General features: G+C 34.3%; 15 protein-coding genes, 1 other RNA gene and 2 pseudogenes. 5 read left to right on the forward strand and 13 right to left on the reverse strand.

Translation table 11 applies throughout. The features are described 5' to 3' along the window. The first annotated feature begins 21 nt into the window (after positions 1-21). Positions 22-834, forward strand: a complete 813-nt coding sequence (locus tag ABWU23_RS00365; protein WP_353270600.1) for a succinate dehydrogenase iron-sulfur subunit — start codon at positions 22-24, stop codon at positions 832-834. Here the strand turns inward: ABWU23_RS00365 and ABWU23_RS00370 are convergent. From ABWU23_RS00370 to ABWU23_RS00385, 4 genes are read right to left on the reverse strand one after another with little or no spacing between them, the layout of a single operon-like run. After that, a complete protein-coding gene (locus ABWU23_RS00370; RefSeq protein ID WP_353270601.1) occupies positions 813-1,949 on the reverse strand; it encodes a hypothetical protein in 1,137 nt (378 codons plus the stop codon). The two genes, ABWU23_RS00365 and ABWU23_RS00370, sit on opposite strands and share 22 nt — an antisense overlap. Positions 1,950-1,991: 42 nt before the next feature. Then, positions 1,992-2,771 (reverse strand): GNAT family N-acetyltransferase, encoded by a 780-nt coding sequence (locus tag ABWU23_RS00375; protein ID WP_253309312.1) that lies wholly within the window; start codon positions 2,769-2,771, stop codon positions 1,992-1,994. Further along, positions 2,761-3,243, reverse strand: coding sequence for a phosphatidylglycerophosphatase A (locus tag ABWU23_RS00380; protein ID WP_265016633.1), 483 nt, complete (start codon positions 3,241-3,243; stop codon positions 2,761-2,763). Before ABWU23_RS00380 ends, ABWU23_RS00375 begins: the two co-directional genes overlap by 11 nt. 19 nt (positions 3,244-3,262) lie before the next feature. Beyond that, entirely contained in the window at positions 3,263-4,246 is a 984-nt protein-coding gene (locus ABWU23_RS00385; protein WP_253309313.1) for an NAD(P)H-dependent glycerol-3-phosphate dehydrogenase, read from the reverse strand. 325 nt (positions 4,247-4,571) lie between these two features. Between ABWU23_RS00385 and ABWU23_RS00390 the strand changes: the two genes are divergently transcribed. Further along, positions 4,572-5,342, forward strand: a complete 771-nt coding sequence (locus ABWU23_RS00390; RefSeq protein ID WP_096616586.1) for a response regulator transcription factor — start codon at positions 4,572-4,574, stop codon at positions 5,340-5,342. A 48-nt stretch (positions 5,343-5,390) separates the two neighbouring features. Here the strand turns inward: ABWU23_RS00390 and rnpB are convergent. From rnpB to ABWU23_RS00405, 3 genes are all read right to left on the reverse strand, one after another. Further along, positions 5,391-5,739, reverse strand: an RNA gene (gene rnpB, locus ABWU23_RS00395) — RNase P RNA component class A. Positions 5,740-5,896: 157 nt separating this feature from the next. Next, on the reverse strand, positions 5,897-8,080 hold the full coding sequence (locus ABWU23_RS00400; RefSeq protein ID WP_353270602.1) for a hypothetical protein: 2,184 nt from the start codon (positions 8,078-8,080) through the stop codon (positions 5,897-5,899). Between the two features lie 261 nt (positions 8,081-8,341). Then, positions 8,342-8,791 carry a hypothetical protein gene (locus ABWU23_RS00405; protein WP_265016635.1) on the reverse strand — a complete coding sequence of 150 codons (450 nt, stop codon included), beginning with the start codon at positions 8,789-8,791 and terminating at the stop codon, positions 8,342-8,344. 342 nt (positions 8,792-9,133) lie between these two features. On the opposite strand from ABWU23_RS00405, the gene nuoE reads away from it, so the two are divergent. From nuoE to ABWU23_RS00420, 3 genes are all read left to right on the forward strand, one after another. After that, positions 9,134-9,634 (forward strand): NADH-quinone oxidoreductase subunit NuoE, encoded by a 501-nt coding sequence (gene nuoE / locus ABWU23_RS00410; protein ID WP_253309317.1) that lies wholly within the window; start codon positions 9,134-9,136, stop codon positions 9,632-9,634. Continuing rightward, positions 9,635-10,846: a tRNA guanosine(34) transglycosylase Tgt gene (gene tgt / locus ABWU23_RS00415; RefSeq protein WP_253309318.1), complete on the forward strand. Its 1,212-nt coding sequence runs from the start codon at positions 9,635-9,637 to the stop codon at positions 10,844-10,846. A gap of 279 nt (positions 10,847-11,125) precedes the next feature. After that, on the forward strand, positions 11,126-12,835 hold the full coding sequence (locus tag ABWU23_RS00420; protein WP_353270603.1) for a hypothetical protein: 1,710 nt from the start codon (positions 11,126-11,128) through the stop codon (positions 12,833-12,835). 44 nt (positions 12,836-12,879) lie between these two features. On the opposite strand, the pseudogene ABWU23_RS00425 reads toward ABWU23_RS00420, so the two are convergent. From ABWU23_RS00425 to icd, 6 genes and pseudogenes are all read right to left on the reverse strand, one after another. Next, a pseudogene (locus tag ABWU23_RS00425) lies at positions 12,880-14,110 on the reverse strand (IS256-like element ISWpi15 family transposase). A 57-nt stretch (positions 14,111-14,167) separates the two neighbouring features. Then, entirely contained in the window at positions 14,168-14,293 is a 126-nt protein-coding gene (locus tag ABWU23_RS00430) for a hypothetical protein (protein WP_264687987.1), read from the reverse strand. 54 nt (positions 14,294-14,347) lie between these two features. Next, positions 14,348-14,632 (reverse strand): annotated as a pseudogene (locus tag ABWU23_RS00435) (IS630 transposase-related protein); the annotation flags it as partial. Positions 14,633-14,684: 52 nt separating this feature from the next. Continuing rightward, positions 14,685-14,786, reverse strand: a complete 102-nt coding sequence (locus tag ABWU23_RS00440; protein ID WP_253309320.1) for an IS630 transposase-related protein — start codon at positions 14,784-14,786, stop codon at positions 14,685-14,687. 152 nt (positions 14,787-14,938) lie between these two features. Next, positions 14,939-15,577 carry an endonuclease III gene (nth, locus tag ABWU23_RS00445; protein WP_253309321.1) on the reverse strand — a complete coding sequence of 213 codons (639 nt, stop codon included), beginning with the start codon at positions 15,575-15,577 and terminating at the stop codon, positions 14,939-14,941. Positions 15,578-15,604: 27 nt separating this feature from the next. Beyond that, positions 15,605-17,023: an isocitrate dehydrogenase gene (icd, locus tag ABWU23_RS00450; protein WP_253309322.1), complete on the reverse strand. Its 1,419-nt coding sequence runs from the start codon at positions 17,021-17,023 to the stop codon at positions 15,605-15,607. Between the last annotated feature and the right edge of the window lie 28 nt (positions 17,024-17,051).

A 17,051-nucleotide genomic window follows, 5' to 3' on the forward strand; every position in this document is an offset into this window, starting at 1 on the left:
AAACAATAAAAGGTAAGTGATATGGTTCAGTTTTCTTTGCCAAAGAATTCTAAAATTAATCAAAAGGGCAAAATTTATCCTATTCCTGCTAGAGCAAAAAACATCAGAAGATTTCAAATTTACCGTTGGTCTGCTGATGACGAGAAAAACCCTAGAATAGACACATTTTTTATTGATATGGATAGTTGTGGCCCTATGGTACTTGATGCATTAATAAAAATAAAGGATGAAATAGATTCGACTTTAACTTTCAGACGTTCTTGTAGAGAAGGCATATGTGGATCTTGTGCCATGAATATTGACGGAACCAATACTCTTGCATGTACTAGATCTATACACGATATAAAAGGTGATGTAAAAATATATCCATTACCTCACATGTATGTGATAAAGGACCTAGTCTCGGACTTGAGCCAATTTTATGAGCAATACAAATCAATTAAACCTTGGTTACAAGCAGATAAGCCTGCCCTACCAAATAAAGAATACTCTCAATCTCCTGAAGATAGAAAAAAATTAGATGGCTTGTCCGACTGTATATTATGTGCTTGCTGTTCGACTGGTTGCCCAAGCTACTGGTGGAATAGTGATAAATTTTTAGGACCAGCAATACTATTACAAGCCTACAGATGGATTGCTGACAGCCGTGATAATAAGACAGGTGAAAGACTTGATGTTTTAAACGACCCATTCAAGTTGTATCGTTGTCATACAATAATGAATTGCACAAAAACTTGTCCTAAAGGACTTAATCCAGCAAGAGCAATAGCGAAAGTAAAACAGCTCATGGTAGAGAAAGAAGGAGTTAAGTATCATCTTTTGCATTCTTCGTAAGAGAACAGCAAACCTTCCGAAGCGTAGGGTATTGTTAATACCCTGAACGCTTTTCCATTCGTGAAATGCATCGTATCATCATACGATGCAAATAATTTTTTGAATAACTCATGTCTTTGGTTACTAATAGTTTGAAAATCCTCTTTTTCTAAAAGCTTTTTAGATTCGAAGAGGTAAAGCATAACTTCATGATAAGTTGGGTAAGATGCCAAAAATTTTGGGTCAAATTGAAAGGTTTTTATGAAAGCATTATTATAAAATTTTAGCTTTTGATTCTTACTATATATTACTATAGCAACCGGCAACCTCTCAAGCAAATTTTTCTGTGTAGCTAAATAACTGTTTAATTCAGTATATAATTTCTCTGCATCACTAACATCTTTCCCATACATTACTATGCTACCAGAACCTTGTATTGGAATTTTAACAAAATCGAAAACCTTAGGTTCGTTCTTGTAAGTTACGACATGCCTTCCTGGTTTTGTGCTATGAGCGCTACTGGTAATAGCAAATTTCTTAGAGCCATCTACATATTTATCATAAAACAAATTATAAAATTCTACCTTTCTATTCTTGTTATATTTTAGTATTGGAAATGGTAAAGAGTTGAAAACATTTTTATAGCTCTCCACTTCTTGTGTAAGCTTAATATTTTCTAGCTCAAGTCCGTGAGCTTTTATTTTACAGTCTGAGACATTCCTTATCCATAACAGCACACCAATCACATTGTTAGAATCATCTATTATGCTTCTACCATAACATATGCAATAAACCTCACTGTCTTTTGACTTTAAATCTAGAGTAAAAGATTTATTTATTTCCTTTGCCTCAGCAAAATTTTTAATTAAACTTTCTGATTGCTCAAAAAAATTCACAAACTCATTAAATGAGTAAAAAACAGTATTAAGCAAAATTAGTAAGTTGGGAGAGAACTTTTCTATACGCTTTTTTGCATCCCAAATATAAAACCCATCATTCACAGTATCAATTAAATTATTTATGATAACATTTCGATGTTGTAAGTTCTTAATCTTATTACTAATTTTTAATTTAGAATAAGAGAGAAAGAATAATATTAGAATCAATATTAAAACCACTTCATACAAAAAAAACATAGCACTTCTAAAACAGATGTAAAAACTTGTAACCGCTCAGAATTATGCTGAAGAGTTATATAAGTAAAGATTGCCTAACATCTGAAAGCCCAATCTCTTATAAAGGTTTACAGAAGGTTTCATACAATGTGCTACTATATATTTGCATTCAAGCTGTTTAGCTATCTTTATTCTTTCTAAAACCATTTGGGTACCTATTCCACGATTCCTGTAAATTGGTAAAACTCCATCACTATAAAAACCAGCTACACTGTCTTGAACATAAAGACCGCATGTCCCAATAATTTCACTATTTAGTGTTACAAGAAAAAATCTTAATCTTGAGTTTTTATCATCATAATTTGATAATCCGCGAAAAAATGTGCTGACAATTCCAACGCCATGATAAAAAATTTTAGAAGTGTGTAAATCTAACTGTTCTAAGAGGTCGCTACCATTTACAGCATTTAACCTCAAGTTTGGAATAACATCAGCAGGTAAAAAGTAATTTTTCATATTAAGTAAAGCTTTTTTTGGTGTGCTAACGTGTTTTATTTCACACTTTTCTAAAATATCTCTTATTTTCATATGTGAATTTATTACCCATGTTGCTTCTATATCTCTTGTTCTGAGATAATCTAGAGTTTTTTGTATAGAAAGCTCGGTACATTGATCTCCACAGAACACAAAATTAAATAATGACTCCCTAGTACCATTTATTGTAAATGTAACGTTATCAAATTCATCGTGTACTTCCCACTCAGATAAATTCGCTGTGTACAGTATATAATCCTTTAAATTTTGAACAATTAAGCTTGAATAATAAATTTTTTTATCCTGCATACATCAACAATAAACAATAAAAGGCTCCTATAAGAACACAGGCTAAAATTGCAGCTATAATGTCATCTAGCATAACACCTAAAGGACCTTTGGTATTTTTATCGATCAAATTTATAGGCCACGTTTTTATTATATCAAAAAACCTAAAAGAAAAAAAGCACAACAACAATGAAGAGCAATTCATCTCTTGGCTTAACAATATCGAAACTAAAAGTATTGTCAGCAATTGACCAACTACTTCGTCAATTACTACCTCTTTTGGATCACATGAAGTCTTGTAGTGTTTTATATAATTGCCTATAGACCATAGTCCAATCAAAAATAAAAAAAAAATAATTGCTGCACCTAAAATTCTGTCACTCAGTATCACAGGAACAATTGGATAAGAAGCTAAGCTGCCTATGGTACCTGGCATTTTTTTTACTGTGCCAGACAGCCACCATGTTGATATCAATTTATATAAAAATTTCACAATACACCAAAGTACAAAACTAATTTACAAGAACAGAAATAGTATCCTCTATAGAGGCGCTTTCATACAATAATCTATAGACCGCTTCACATATAGGCATTTTTATCTTTAGCTTTCTTGCTAAATTAAATATGGGCTCAGCAGTGCTAAAACCTTCAATCACTGACTTGCCTTCTGACAAAATCTGCTGAACATTAAAGCCATTGTCACTATTACCTATTTTAAACCCAAAAGATAGGTTTCTTGAATTCAAGGATGTGCATGTCATAATTAGGTCACCCAGACATGCCGGTCCAAGTAGTGTATTTATATCCACATTACCGTTACCAACTTTTGCTGAGTATAAAGCCTTAATTTCGCTTACACTTTTCGTAATCAATGCTGCATGAGCATTAAACCCAAGTTTACTACCTAGAACAATCCCACACGCTATAGCAAAAACGTTCTTTAACGCTGCACAAACCTGTATCCCTATAACATCGCTACTAAGGCGTAATTTAACATTTTCTTGCTGTAGTTCTGATACTAGCTTTGAACCCAATATGTTATTTCGGCATGCAAGAACCATTGAATAGGGCAATTTTCTTGCAACTTCTACAGCAAAACTAGGGCCTGAAAAAATAGCAATAGGATTGTTAGGTAAAACTTCATTTACTATTTCACTAGGTAATTTTAATGTAGACTTTTCTATTCCCTTACAAGCTAAAATTATTGCTACATCTTTTTTCAGATTACAATTATGCAATTGCTGACATACCTCCCTCAGAGATTGAGTGGGAACAGCGAGGATTGTTACTGAAGCATTAATTGTGTCTTCAATAGCCAATTTTACTGACACATTATCAGAAATTCGACAACCGGGTAGCTTGTCACTTTCTCTTTTCCCGTTGATTGATTCAAATGTAGTTTCATTGCGAGTCCACAAAATCACATCTTTCTTACTACTGAGTGAAATTGCGATTGCTGTACCCCATGCACCAGCACCTAAAATTGATATTGCCACACAATATTCCTGAAAGTATTACTTATACTTTAAAACAGTAGGATAAGTAAATTAAAAATATAACACAGACATATAGAATAGTTAAATATTTATTAACCGAAGTATTCTTTTAATAATAGTAACTTTAATTCAATATTTACTAAAAATATTATTACTACCATGGTATATCTATTATATTTTAGATCTACTTATATAACTTTGGAACAATATATTTATTATTAATTAATAAGTGTAATTTTGATCATTTGTTAATAAAGATTTGATTTATTACTTTCCTTAGTTATATATATTACTAAAATTATAAATTATTTATGGGGTGTAAAATATGCGTATATTATTAATCGAAGATGATCAAGTAAGTGCAAAGACTGTGGTTAATGCCTTAACTTCTGATGGACACTTCTGTGACGTTGTTACTTCTGCACAAGATTATAACAATAATATGGTTTCCTCAAACGGAGATTACTATGACCTAGTTATTTTAGATATACACTTGCCTGGTGATATTGACGGATATGATATATTGTTAAGACTAAGAAGTGCAAAAATCAAAGTTCCTGTCTTAATACTTTCATGTATATCCGCTGTCAATCACAAAGCTAAAGGGCTTGGGTATGGTGCAGATGATTACTTAACCAAGCCATTTCATAAAAGCGAGTTATTAGCTCGAATTAAGGCCATAGTGCGTCGTACTAAAGGCCATCCTGAATCGGTGATAAAGATTGGTAATATAAATATCAATTTTGATCACAGGATTGTTGAGGTGAAAGGTAAAACGGTTCACCTTACTAATAAAGAGTATTCTATGATAGAATTGCTAGCACTGCGTAAAGGAACAGTACTAACAAAAGAAATGTTCTTAAATCATCTTTACAATGGCTTGGATGAACCTTCAGATAACAAGATAGTTGATGTTTTTATGTGCAAATTACGTAAGAAACTTGAAAGTGCAAATGATGGAAAAAGCCACATAGAAACCGTTTGGGGCAGAGGGTATGTTCTGAAAGAGTATATTGATGATGAAGAATATTCTAATGTTAATGTAGGCGAAAGTAGTGATGGCTATCAAGCAGAACAAGTGAAGGACAACGCATGAAATGCCTACACTTAAATATAGCATGGCTTATATCGCACGTATCATGTGACGCCTAGGTGAAATATAAGCCGAGTTCTGTTTATGTAGCTATTTATCTGGAGTAAATGTTACCATTTACCTCATGCGATTTACCCGAGTAGATATGAGAAAAACATAAAATCTACTTCTATTTAATCTTGCTCCTAGTGTTGGTTACTCGACTACCAATGTTGCCATTGCCATGGTGTGCTCTTACCACACCTTTTCACCCTTACCTAAAATATTTTAGGCGGTAATTTTCTGTAGCCCTATAACTGGAGTTACCTCCGGCGGGCGTTACCCGTCACTATTTTTCCTTGGAGCCCGGACTTTCCTCTGCTATGTTTATCACACAACAGCAGCTACTTATTTCACCCAGGAATTATACTTTAACATGAAAATCACAAAAGCAAAAGACAATTTCCTAACAGTCTACATATTAAAAACATTCAGACAAATAGCTAAAGGTGATATTCCGGCACATCATCGCTATCCCAAGATAAGCTTTTTTCACTTTTAGACTCCGCTTCAGTCAGTCAAGAGCTTGGTCCACCGCCTGAAGACGATGAGCTACTTCTTGACCTACTACTACTTTCTACCGATATACTGTCTAGCATTGTTTCAGATTGATACATAGTTTGTATAGATATGTTATTATCACTGCTTGTTCTGCTATGGGTGAAAAAAATTTCTTCATTGCTGCTATTTGAATGCGATTCCAAATCAGCTAATTCTAACACATGAGCAGCATTATAATAACCGTGATATTTCTTAATACATTTATATGCTATAAATCCTATAATTCCAGCAATACCTATTGTTCCAATCAAAGATCCTCCTATCATTCCTGCCCTATTAGACCCTATAGCAAGTTGAGTAGGCTGTGGTGAAGAAGTAGGTTGAGGAAGTAAAGTCGTGGTAAATATAGGAGTTGTTGACTCTTTTGTTCTAGTACTTGGTATACTAAATACTGTTTGTATAGTTTTCTCTGAGTTTATTATTGGCACACTAGTTGACGTTGTAGCAACCGTGGTCACTTGTGAAGTAGTAGTTGTTTTTGCTACTGTTGTTGGCTTCACTGTTACTGTACTTGTTTGAGTCGTTGACTCCGTTGAAGGTTTATTCATTGTAGAAGTAGGTGTAACGGCTTCTGTTGTTGGCTCCATTGTTACTGTACTTGTTCGAGTCGTTGAAGGTTTACTCATTGTAGAAGTAGGTGTAACGGCTTCTGTTGTTGGCTCCATTGTTACTGTACTTGTTCGAGTCGTTGAAGGTTTACTCATTGTAGAAGTAGGTGTAACGGCTTCTGTTGTTGGCTCCACTGTTACTGTACTTGTTTGAGTCGTTGACTCTGTTGAAGGTTTACTTATTGTAGAAGTAGGTGCAACGGTAGTTGATGCTTCTGTTGTTAATTTGGTAATCTTTACAGTGTCGGTTTCTGTTGTGCTAGTAATTGCAGCAGTCAGCGTTTTCTTAGAAGTCACAACCGTTTCTGTAATAGTTACAGGAGCCACGGTACTACTAGAAATGATATCAGGTGTCAATCGACCGTTAATGATATCAACAAAATCACTGAGAGTTTTGATACTACTTGCCGGTATTATTGTTACCTTAGAAGGTTTTTCAAATCTTTGATGATTGAAAATTGCGATGTTTTCTTCACTTATTGCAGTTACAATAAAACTGTCTTGACCATTGTCTTTAACGTACAATTGCTCTATAGAATCTGCAAATTCGCAAATAGTAAAGTTCGATTTTGATCCATTCTTAACAAGACTTGTTAAATGTAACGTTTGTTTATCAGACAACCGGTCTTCTGCAAGAAAGGCAACTAGATCATTGCCTTCAGTTCGTTTCACATACTGTAAAAAGCTTATTTCATATTCTCTGGAAAGAGATAGTGCTTTATTATCTATCTGACATCTCTTACTAAGCAAACATTCATCTTTCTTGCCACTTTTTAGATCCTTAACCACTTTAGCCATATCGAACTTAAAAATATTTGTTCTTACTTCTTGATTTTCAATACTATTTTTTCTCACTTGCGAATAAAGTATCGTATTTTCATCTAGTACTAATTGCCCTGGATTATCAAATTTGAATAATTTTCTTTCTATAAGACCGTTTTTTTCACGCAAAACCTTAAATTTTCCATTTGTGTCTGATTGTAAATACCAAGAAACTAAAGTTTGATCCTTTAAGTTATGAGCAATTACAATAACATTACCATTACCAACTTTTACTGCTTTTGGTTGAAAGTAGCTATTGTCTTCATTTGCAAGACTATCTCTATTAATGTTCTTGTATAATTTTACTTTTCCTACGTATTCAACTAAGGGAACATTAATTGAATGCTTGATTTCGTAATTGTTGAATGTTAAGCCTTTGATGCATTTTTCTTTTTTGTTAATTTCTTCTGTAGGAAAGATAACTCCAACTTTATCTGTTTCAGCTGAATCTTCTATTAATGTGAGAGACAATTGATCTTTGAATTCATTTACTACGCTGACATTTGTACCCCATTCGTATGTTTTTGATTGATATAATGGACTAATAAGTAATTTTACTTTACTGCTCCCATTACCATTATCTTGATAGCTAAGTCCATAAGCGACTCCATCTCCTTCAATCAACCCTACGTTTGCTGGGTTAAAACCTACCGCTTCTTTAACTTCCGGTGTATTTGAGTTGATCCCGAGCAATCTTCCTAATATAGACATAATTTTATTTAAAATATTAATAAAATGCTATTATGATTACTCCTGTGTGTTAATGTCAATGAAAATTTTAACTAAAATTAAAAAATTAACGTCTTTATTTTATACTAAAAAGTAAGTATAGGCTCGAAAATGGCTAAGAAGTTTTATAGATGAAAGGAAGGTAGAGTTCTCAAAACCCTATAATCTATATTTAAAGGTAAATTTTTATTCGTTATGTCTTATGCAGATTCCGCTAACAAGTAGCGGAATCTTAAGTTTTGGCTAAATTTCTTTTTTACTCCCTAATAGGGCTTCTGCCTTTAGCTCATCTATAATTGTTTGAACCTCAGGAAGCTCCTTATGTTTTTCGTGATCTGATACATATTCTCCCTTTTTGTTGGAGGCTTTATATTCATGTTCTTGATAAAGTGAGTATAGAAATCCAACTCCAAAGATAACAATTGCTGCAAGTGCCATGTATTCAAGTGGTTTTTGCACTTTTTCTCTTAGATCGAAATATCGAGATAGCAGAATGAGAGCACAAGATCCTATTACTACTGCACCAGAACCAATTTTGTTGTACATGAAATACTTTTCATTGTAACTTTGTTCGTAATTTCTGTAAATAGTTGTGGCATGCTTTTGAAGATTTTCTTTATCTAGTGATGTGAGAAAATTTTTAAATTTCTCTTCACCAGTTTCTTTTATCCATAAATTTAATTGTTTACTCATAGTTTAACCTCATATTAATAAATATAGTTTATCATACACAACATTTATAATAAATGTCAAGGATAGTGTATTTATAAATAATATACTATAATTTCTTAAGCATTTTTTTAAAGTAGTTAGCTGTAGCTAAAATAATTGAGATTTACTAAAACAAGCTTATGAAACAATTGAAGTTAGCGCATGATCAGATTTTTTAACTGGATCCTATGGCCAAGCCAAAAGAATTTACAAGTTGGGCAGTATGGGTAGTATGATACTGCAAAATGCTATTTCTCAAAAAACCAACAATTGCAATCATTGGTTCTACAGGTATAATCTGTAAAGTTTACACGAGTCTCATGAATGATAGAAAAAAAAGAGCAGTTTAGTTTTACATCAGAAAACCTTAAGAAAGCGGAAAAGTTTATAGAGATGTATCCCAAAGGTAGAGAAGGTAGTGCTGTCATGCCTTTACTATACCTGGTTCAAGAGCAATGCGGATGGGTTTCTGAATCTGCTATGCGTTATGTTGCTGATATGCTGCATATTCCACATATTCGTGTATATGAAGTGGCAAATTTTTACACCATGTATAATTTAAAACCAGTAGGCAAATATCTAATACAAATTTGTAGAACAACTCCTTGCTGGTTGTGCAATAGTGAAGAAGTTTTAAATACCTTTAAAAAAAAACTTGGAATCAATATCGGTGAGACTACTAAAGATAATTTGTTCACTTTAAAAGAAGTTGAATGCCTAGGTGCATGCGTTAATGCTCCCGTTGTGCAGATCAATAATGACTTCTATGAAAATCTTACTCCTGAGAAAGTAGAAAACATCATAACAGAACTTTCAGGCAAATAGATGAAAGAAGAATTTGCATTCAAGATAATCAAGCAATCAGGTTCTGCAAAAGTTGGAACAATTAAAACTCCAAATGGAAGCGTAGAAACACCAGCTTTTATATTCTGTGCAACAAAAGCTGCAATTAAAGCTGCAGATATCGAGAGAATTAGTGAAGCAGGTACTCAGATAATACTTTCCAACACCTATCACCTAATGCTCCAACCAGGGGAAGATACCGTAGCAAAACTTGGTGGTTTGCACAAGATGATGGGATGGAGTGGACCAATGCTCACTGATTCTGGTGGATACCAGATATTTAGCTTAGGGCACGGATCAGTTTCGGAAGAGATAAAAGGAATAAGAAAAAAACAAAAAACTCTGATCAAAATTAATGAGGATGGGGCAATTTTTCGTTCTTACATTAATGGTAAAACTTATTGCTTGACTCCTGAAAAGTCTATACAAATTCAACAGAAACTAGGTGCAGATTTAGTCTTAGATGAATGTACTCCATTTCACATAAGCAAAGAATACACAGCAAAATCAATGCTCATGAGCCACAAATGGGCTGAACGTTCTTTAAATGAATTTGAAAAAAACAATAATGGCAAGCAGGCACTGTATGGAATTAGTCAAGGCGGAGTATATCAAGATTTACGTAGAGAAAGTTGTAATTTTATTAACGATTTGCCATTTTTTGGTCAAGCAATAGGTGGATCACTTGGTCAAAGTAAAGAGCAGATGTACGATGTAGTTTCTTTCACTATGGACCATCTGAAAAAAGATAGGCCTACTCATTTGCTTGGTATTGGTGGAATTGTGGACATCTTTCGCGGAGTTAGTCTTGGAATTGATACGTTTGATTGCGTGCATCCAACCCGTTTAGCAAGGCATGGTGGTGCGCTTATTAAAGTAAAAAATAGAGATTCTATTTCTTCAAAGTGCAAAGAGCATATTAATTTGCGAAATCAACAATTCGAGCTGGACAATAACCCAATTGAAAGTGACTGCTTATGTTTTACCTGCAGAAAGCATTCAAGAGCTTATATACACCATTTACTGAAAGCTAAAGAGCTCCTGGCTTACACACTCGTTACCATTCATAACGTTTTCTTCATGAATAAGTTAATGGCATCTATAAGGCAGGCAATATTGGATGATAGGCTAGATCAAGAGAAAAATAATTGGATTAGTGAAATACCATTGCACTTTGATTTGGCCTCTCTTTAAGTCTTTTCTTTATGCCGTTGATTTTTACTTCTTGTTATATTTACTTTATTTATCACACTATTAATTAGAAAGGTTATAATAAATAATTAATCTATTAATGTTAGTCTCTACCCATATGATTTGTAAGGATTAGAGGTGAAGATATGGCTAAAGGAAATAATACCCTATTAATATTTGATTTTGATAACACTATTACTAATGGACACATGCATAATATTTTTCTCCGGTAAACACTCCGGGTTCAAAAAAAGTGATTTCAATTCTGGTGCAGAATATGCAGTGAACGATACTGATATAGGAAATTTTCTAAAGAATACAGGCGGAGTAAAAAATAAGGAGACATTAAAATCTGTGTTGCAATCTGCACTTTCAAATGGAGTGAAAGTTAATATCGCATCGTATACAGGATATTCAGACGCTGTGAGAAGGGTTGTAGAGAATCATTTGGGTTTATCTAAAGAACAAGCAGGCGGTATTTCTGTATTTGGTGGGTTTCCAGGAGATTATGATAATGAGCTTCCAAAAGGTCTCAAAGAACAAAAAAATCAAGTTGGAAAAAATTTACACATCTGTAAGGCAATTGTGGAGTATAAGGATAAACATGGTGAGTTGCCAAAAACTGTCATGCTAGTTGATGATGATGTAAAAAATATTCAAAAGATTAATGAGTTTGTTGCATCAATGAGTAAAAGAGAGGAATGGCTTGAAAAAAATGGGCTGAGTATTGAAGAGATACAAAAAATCAAATTTGAAGGTGTGCGAGTACCTAAAGAGGATAAAAATGTTGGTTATCTAGGAAAGGTACAAAAGTTTATCAATACCAGTTTGATACAAGAACCAAATTATGAAAACTCAAGGGAACAAGAATCGCTATATGCTAAGATTAATAAAAGCACTGTTTCCTTAGAGAAAGAAATGGAGACAATTAAGTCTGTTCTTATTAAAAATGGTTATAAATTAAGGAAAGAAGTACATAGTGTTCAAGACTTGTTTAAAGAGGAGGCGATAAGGGCACTCAAAGAGCAAGGCTATGGTGTGAGCAATAAGGACAGAAAAGAAATTGTTGTCAAAGGGAGTAAGCAAATAGATATTCAAAAGGTTCAGGAGATAATAAAAGATGCTTCGGATCAAGTAATAGAGGGATTTAAGGCATCAAAAATAGTGCCAGAGGAAAGTATATACCAAAATTTTGAAGATATTAAGAGTGCATTAAAAGTGCAAGCAAAGCCTATACATAAGAGTGCATCACCATCACTTCCTCAAAAAAGGAAATCAAGTGATGGTATGGTTACTGATGGTGAGAATAAAAAACAAGTATACACTGAGACTATCTCCTTAGCACAGGAATTTAAAGCAATCAAAGCTTTTTTTAAAGATTGTATTCAAGAGGTAATAAATGCTATTTGCAATTTATTTAGAAGAGAAGTGGCAACAAAAATTGAAGGGCAGGGCTATAATGTAAGTAGTAAGCAAGGAAGTAGTGAAATTACTGTCAAAGGAAGTAAGCCAATAGATGCTTCAAGAATAAACAAAGATATTATTGTCGAGTCCTTAGCTCAAATAATCGAGAAAAAAGAGAAAATCAAAGATCTTAACAATAATTATAAAGGTGATCAGCTAGGGCGAGAGATATCGAAATTATTGAACGCTGGTTTGCAAAAGGAAAATATAAACTCAAACTATAATGATGGAGAGCCTATATTCCAGACTCGTGAAGAGGCATCGAATTATCCTCCGCAAAAGAAAGACATAAACTCAAACTCTGTGAGAGGAAACTATAATGATGGAGAACCTACACATCAAACCGTTCAAGAAGCATGGAACTATCATCAGCAAAAGAAAAATAAAAACTTGAATCCTGCAAGCAGCACTACACCTCAAGGTCAAGCATCATCATCTCCTCCTAGAAGCAATATAAAAGAAGCGTGTAGTTCACAGCACATTGCTTCAATTGTAAAGCAGCCAAATCAATATAACAGAATACACTAAGCTTTAAGCAGGGAGTGTTAAATAAACTGTGTCAAACCGCATTTTTAGTTCAACTCAATTTTCAATCTGCCAGGAAAGAAAACATCAAGTTGAGAGATAGTTAATGCCCAATCATGTACAGGCATCGTCCACTTTTCCTCTGCCTTCTTTATAGCACAATATACCTGCTTATACAAGGCATTTATGCTGGTAAATGAGCCTTTGGTCTTAGTGAATTTCCTAATTTGCCTATGTAGCCCCTCTATGGGATTGGTGGTGTAGATTATCCTCCTAACTGGACCAGAATACTTAAAATAACCAGACAAGTTTTCCCAATTATTCTGCCAAGATTTTATAACCATAGGGTACTTTGTGCCCCATTTTTCATCTAATTCCAACAGATAATTCTCGGCAATTTCCTTGCTTGAAGCTTGATATACCTTCTTTAAATCGCTCAAAAAACTCTTCGCATCTTTACTGGCCACATACTTCAGTGAGTTGCGTATCTGATGCACTATACACATCTGCACTTCCGCATTAGGAAAGACACTGTTTATAGCTGCAGGAAAGCTTTTCAGCCCATCAACGCAGGCAATAAGGATATCTTCTACTCCTCTTTCTTTGAGGTCATTTAGCACTCCCAACCAGAAGTTAGCTCCTTCACTTTCAGCCAAATAAAAACCTAATACTTCTTTTTTGCCATTTTGATCTATGCCTAATATGTTATACATGCATTTACTTACGCAATGCCCGTCCTCTTTGACTTTAAAAAACCATGAAAACTATCGGATATACAGACTGCAGCGGGCGACTACGCCATTCGTTGATTACTGGTAGCAATTTGTCAGTAATACTTGATATCTCTGCCACCGATATTTTGTGATCATAAATTTCCTCAACATGTGACACTATATCTCTATAGCCCATACCACTGGCAAATGTGCTCAAAATCTTCGTTTCAAGCTCTGGATGTAAGTTTGTTTGCCTTTTTTTGACTATTTGTGGTTCGAAACTTCCTTCCCTATCTCTTGGCGTCAAAAGCTCAAATGACCCTGCGCTTGTACGTAAAGTCTTTGCATTCCTCCCATTTCTTCGATTATTCTCTTCGCTTTCAGCCGACAAGTGGTTTTCTATTTCACCTTCCAGGCTTACCTCCAGCAACTTTTTTATAAACGGTGTTAATGCTCCATCTCTTCCTGTCAACGGTCTTCCTTCTCGTATAGACGACAGGATATTTGTTTCTAATTCTTTATAATCTACCAAACCGGTAGTTCTGTTTACTACTTTCTGACTCATTGTCAAACCTCCATTTTTTTATATCAATTTATTACTTTTTTTTCGGTTTGACACAGTTTATTTAACACTCCCTGCAATTGTGGTTCGCTCTAACCATACATTAAATACATCTTTATTACACCCTCCTGTGAAGGTCATTGGTGTAATAAACTTCTTTTCAATCCATCCACCTATTATACTCACTCTTTCCCACTTTTTTCCTGGAACATCAGCATATATTTTTTCTCCTCTTGGAGCTCATGCATATTCTCGGTATAGTCTATTATCAACTCCTGCTTCATCTATATATAAAATGCTACAGTGGTCTATTTTTGAGACTTTATCGATAAATTGCTGCCTATCTTCTTGATTGCGCTCTTGATAGAATGTGACTTTTTTTAAGGTTATTTTTAGCTGTTTTAACCTATACCAAATTGCACTTATTCCAAAGCCAAGGTTTTGTTTCATTTCTGCTAGTGTGTGATCTGGGTGTTTTTTAACATAGTCTACAAGTATTTTTGGGTCTATTTTCCGAATAAAACCAGTACTTTTTACCGCTTTGAGACCTTGGCCAGTAGCTTTCTTTTTTAGCCATCTATATAGTTTCTATCTCAAAAACCTCTGCAACTTCAACCTTTGACTTTCCTTTTTCTACCAAAGACACTGCTTTTTCCCTTAAATCTACACTATATACCATCGCTTTCCCTACTTTAAAAAAACATATTATACCTTTATCATTCGCTTTTGAAAATACTATAGTTTGCTTATGAGCAACCTGGATCCCAGCGTCAGCTACTCGGATGATAAAAGGAAGGAATATCGGAGTGACAAGAAAGGGATCATAGTGTGCTAGACTTTATACCTTTTGCATTCAAACTCACACAAATCATGAATTATACACGTTTCACACGAAGGCTTTTGCGCTTTGCAAACATATCTACCATGCAAAACTAGCCAGTGATGAGCATAAAGCAGGTATTCTTTTGGAACTACATTTAAAAGAGATTGCTCTGTTTTAAACACATCTTTTTCTCTCACAAGTCCAAGTCTATTGCTTACTCTAAAAACATGAGTATCAACTGCCAATGTTGGAATACCAAGTCCTGAATTTAAGAACACATTAGCGCTCTTTCTCCCAACCCCTGGTAAAGATACCAAATCATCGAAATCAGTAGGCACTTTGCTATTGTACTGCTCAATCAATATTTTGCTGAGCCCGATTATGTTTTTTGCTTTGGAATTATATAAACCAATACTGCTTATGCATTTTTTCAGCTCATTTTGTCCAAAGCTCAGCATTTTTTCTGGCGTATCAGCGATACTAAATAGCTCCTTTGTAATTTTATTAACACTGACATCGGTTGTCCGCGCTGATAGAACTATTGCAACTAATAACGTAAAATGATTGGTATAATTTAGCTCTATTTTCGGTATAGGATTTGATTGTTGAAACTTTTCAAATATCAATTCTACTTTTTTTGAATCCATTTCATTTACCACACCTCTTTTAAAGAATTAAGAAAAGAACCCCTCTTTCCCATCATATAAATACAACTTATCCATTCTCACCACGTCAAAGCTATTTTCTTCGAGTTTGATTAGCAAGTTATTCACATCAATATTTGTAATAGTTTTCTTTTCATTATTTGCGATAAACCTACAGGTTATTTGATCGCTTGAAGATTTTGAGCTTCTTGGCCAAATTGCCAGTCCTTTTGAGTATATTGCTATCATTTGCAGATTATTTAATCCTACTATTTGATCAAAATTGCTGGATTTGTCCCAAGCAAGCGTTATATCACTACCCACTAGCTTTTTAACTTTGTAATCTTGTTCGTAATTGTCTTGTACTTTATTTATTTTACTATCTGAACCACTGCTAATTATAAGCTCAGGTAATGTTGCAGGTTTCTTTCCTAGATTATCTATAACAGCTTCTGCAAATTCTTTTGTACCAACTTTCTGTTTACTTCTTTTCTCCTTATACAAATCGGCAGTGTGTATTCCATCCTCTAAAGTCTTCAGCCATGCATCGTAGATTAGTTTTGCAGTACCCACTTGACCTATGTAAATTAGCATATGCACTGCAGCATTTAAAAGACCAGAAGGATTAGCTATGTTTTTTCCTGCAATATCAGGAGCAGAACCATGAACCGCTTCAAACATCGCATATTCATTACCTATATTGCTACTTCCAGCGAGTCCCACAGATCCAGAGGTTTGTGCCACTATGTCTGATAATATGTCGCCATATAGATTTTCAGTTACTATAACATCGAAATTCTCCGGTTCTGTGGCAACACGTGCCATTCCAATATCAACTATATAATGTTCTGCCTTTATGTCCTGGTATTCCTTTGCAATGCGATCAAACGCTGCATGGAAAGTTCCGTCAGTCATTTTCATTATGTTGTCTTTAGTCAGGCAAGTTACTTTTTTTCTGTTGTGTTTTTTCGCGTATTCAAAAGCATACCTGCATATCTTCTCTGAGCCAGATCTAGTAATAATTTTAGTGCATTGGTAAGAATCACCAGTGAGCCTATGCTCTATTCCGGTGTAAACGTCCTCTTCATTTTCGCGTATCACTACGATATCAAACTTATCGAATTTATTTTCTATAACAGGATGATATGAAACGCATGGTCTGATATTTGCATACAACCCTAGATTTTTTCTGAGTGCAACATTTAAGCTCTTGTGGCCTTTACCTTGAGGAGTTGTTGTTGGAGATTTTAATAATATTTTTGTCCTTTCAATTGATTCCCAACCACTTGGAGAAATTCCGTGAGACCATTCCTTACTATAAACACGCTCACCTATTTCAATAATATCTATTGAGATTTTTGCTTCCGCTTTGCGCAATATCGACAGCACCGCTTCCATGATTTCTGGTCCGATACCATCACCATATGCAACTGTGATTGGTGTTGACATAACTTTCCTAGTTATAAATGATTTAATA

This window comes from Wolbachia endosymbiont (group A) of Hedychridium roseum (assembly GCF_964028325.1).
In the GTDB taxonomy this organism is placed as follows: Bacteria; Pseudomonadota; Alphaproteobacteria; order Rickettsiales; family Anaplasmataceae; genus Wolbachia.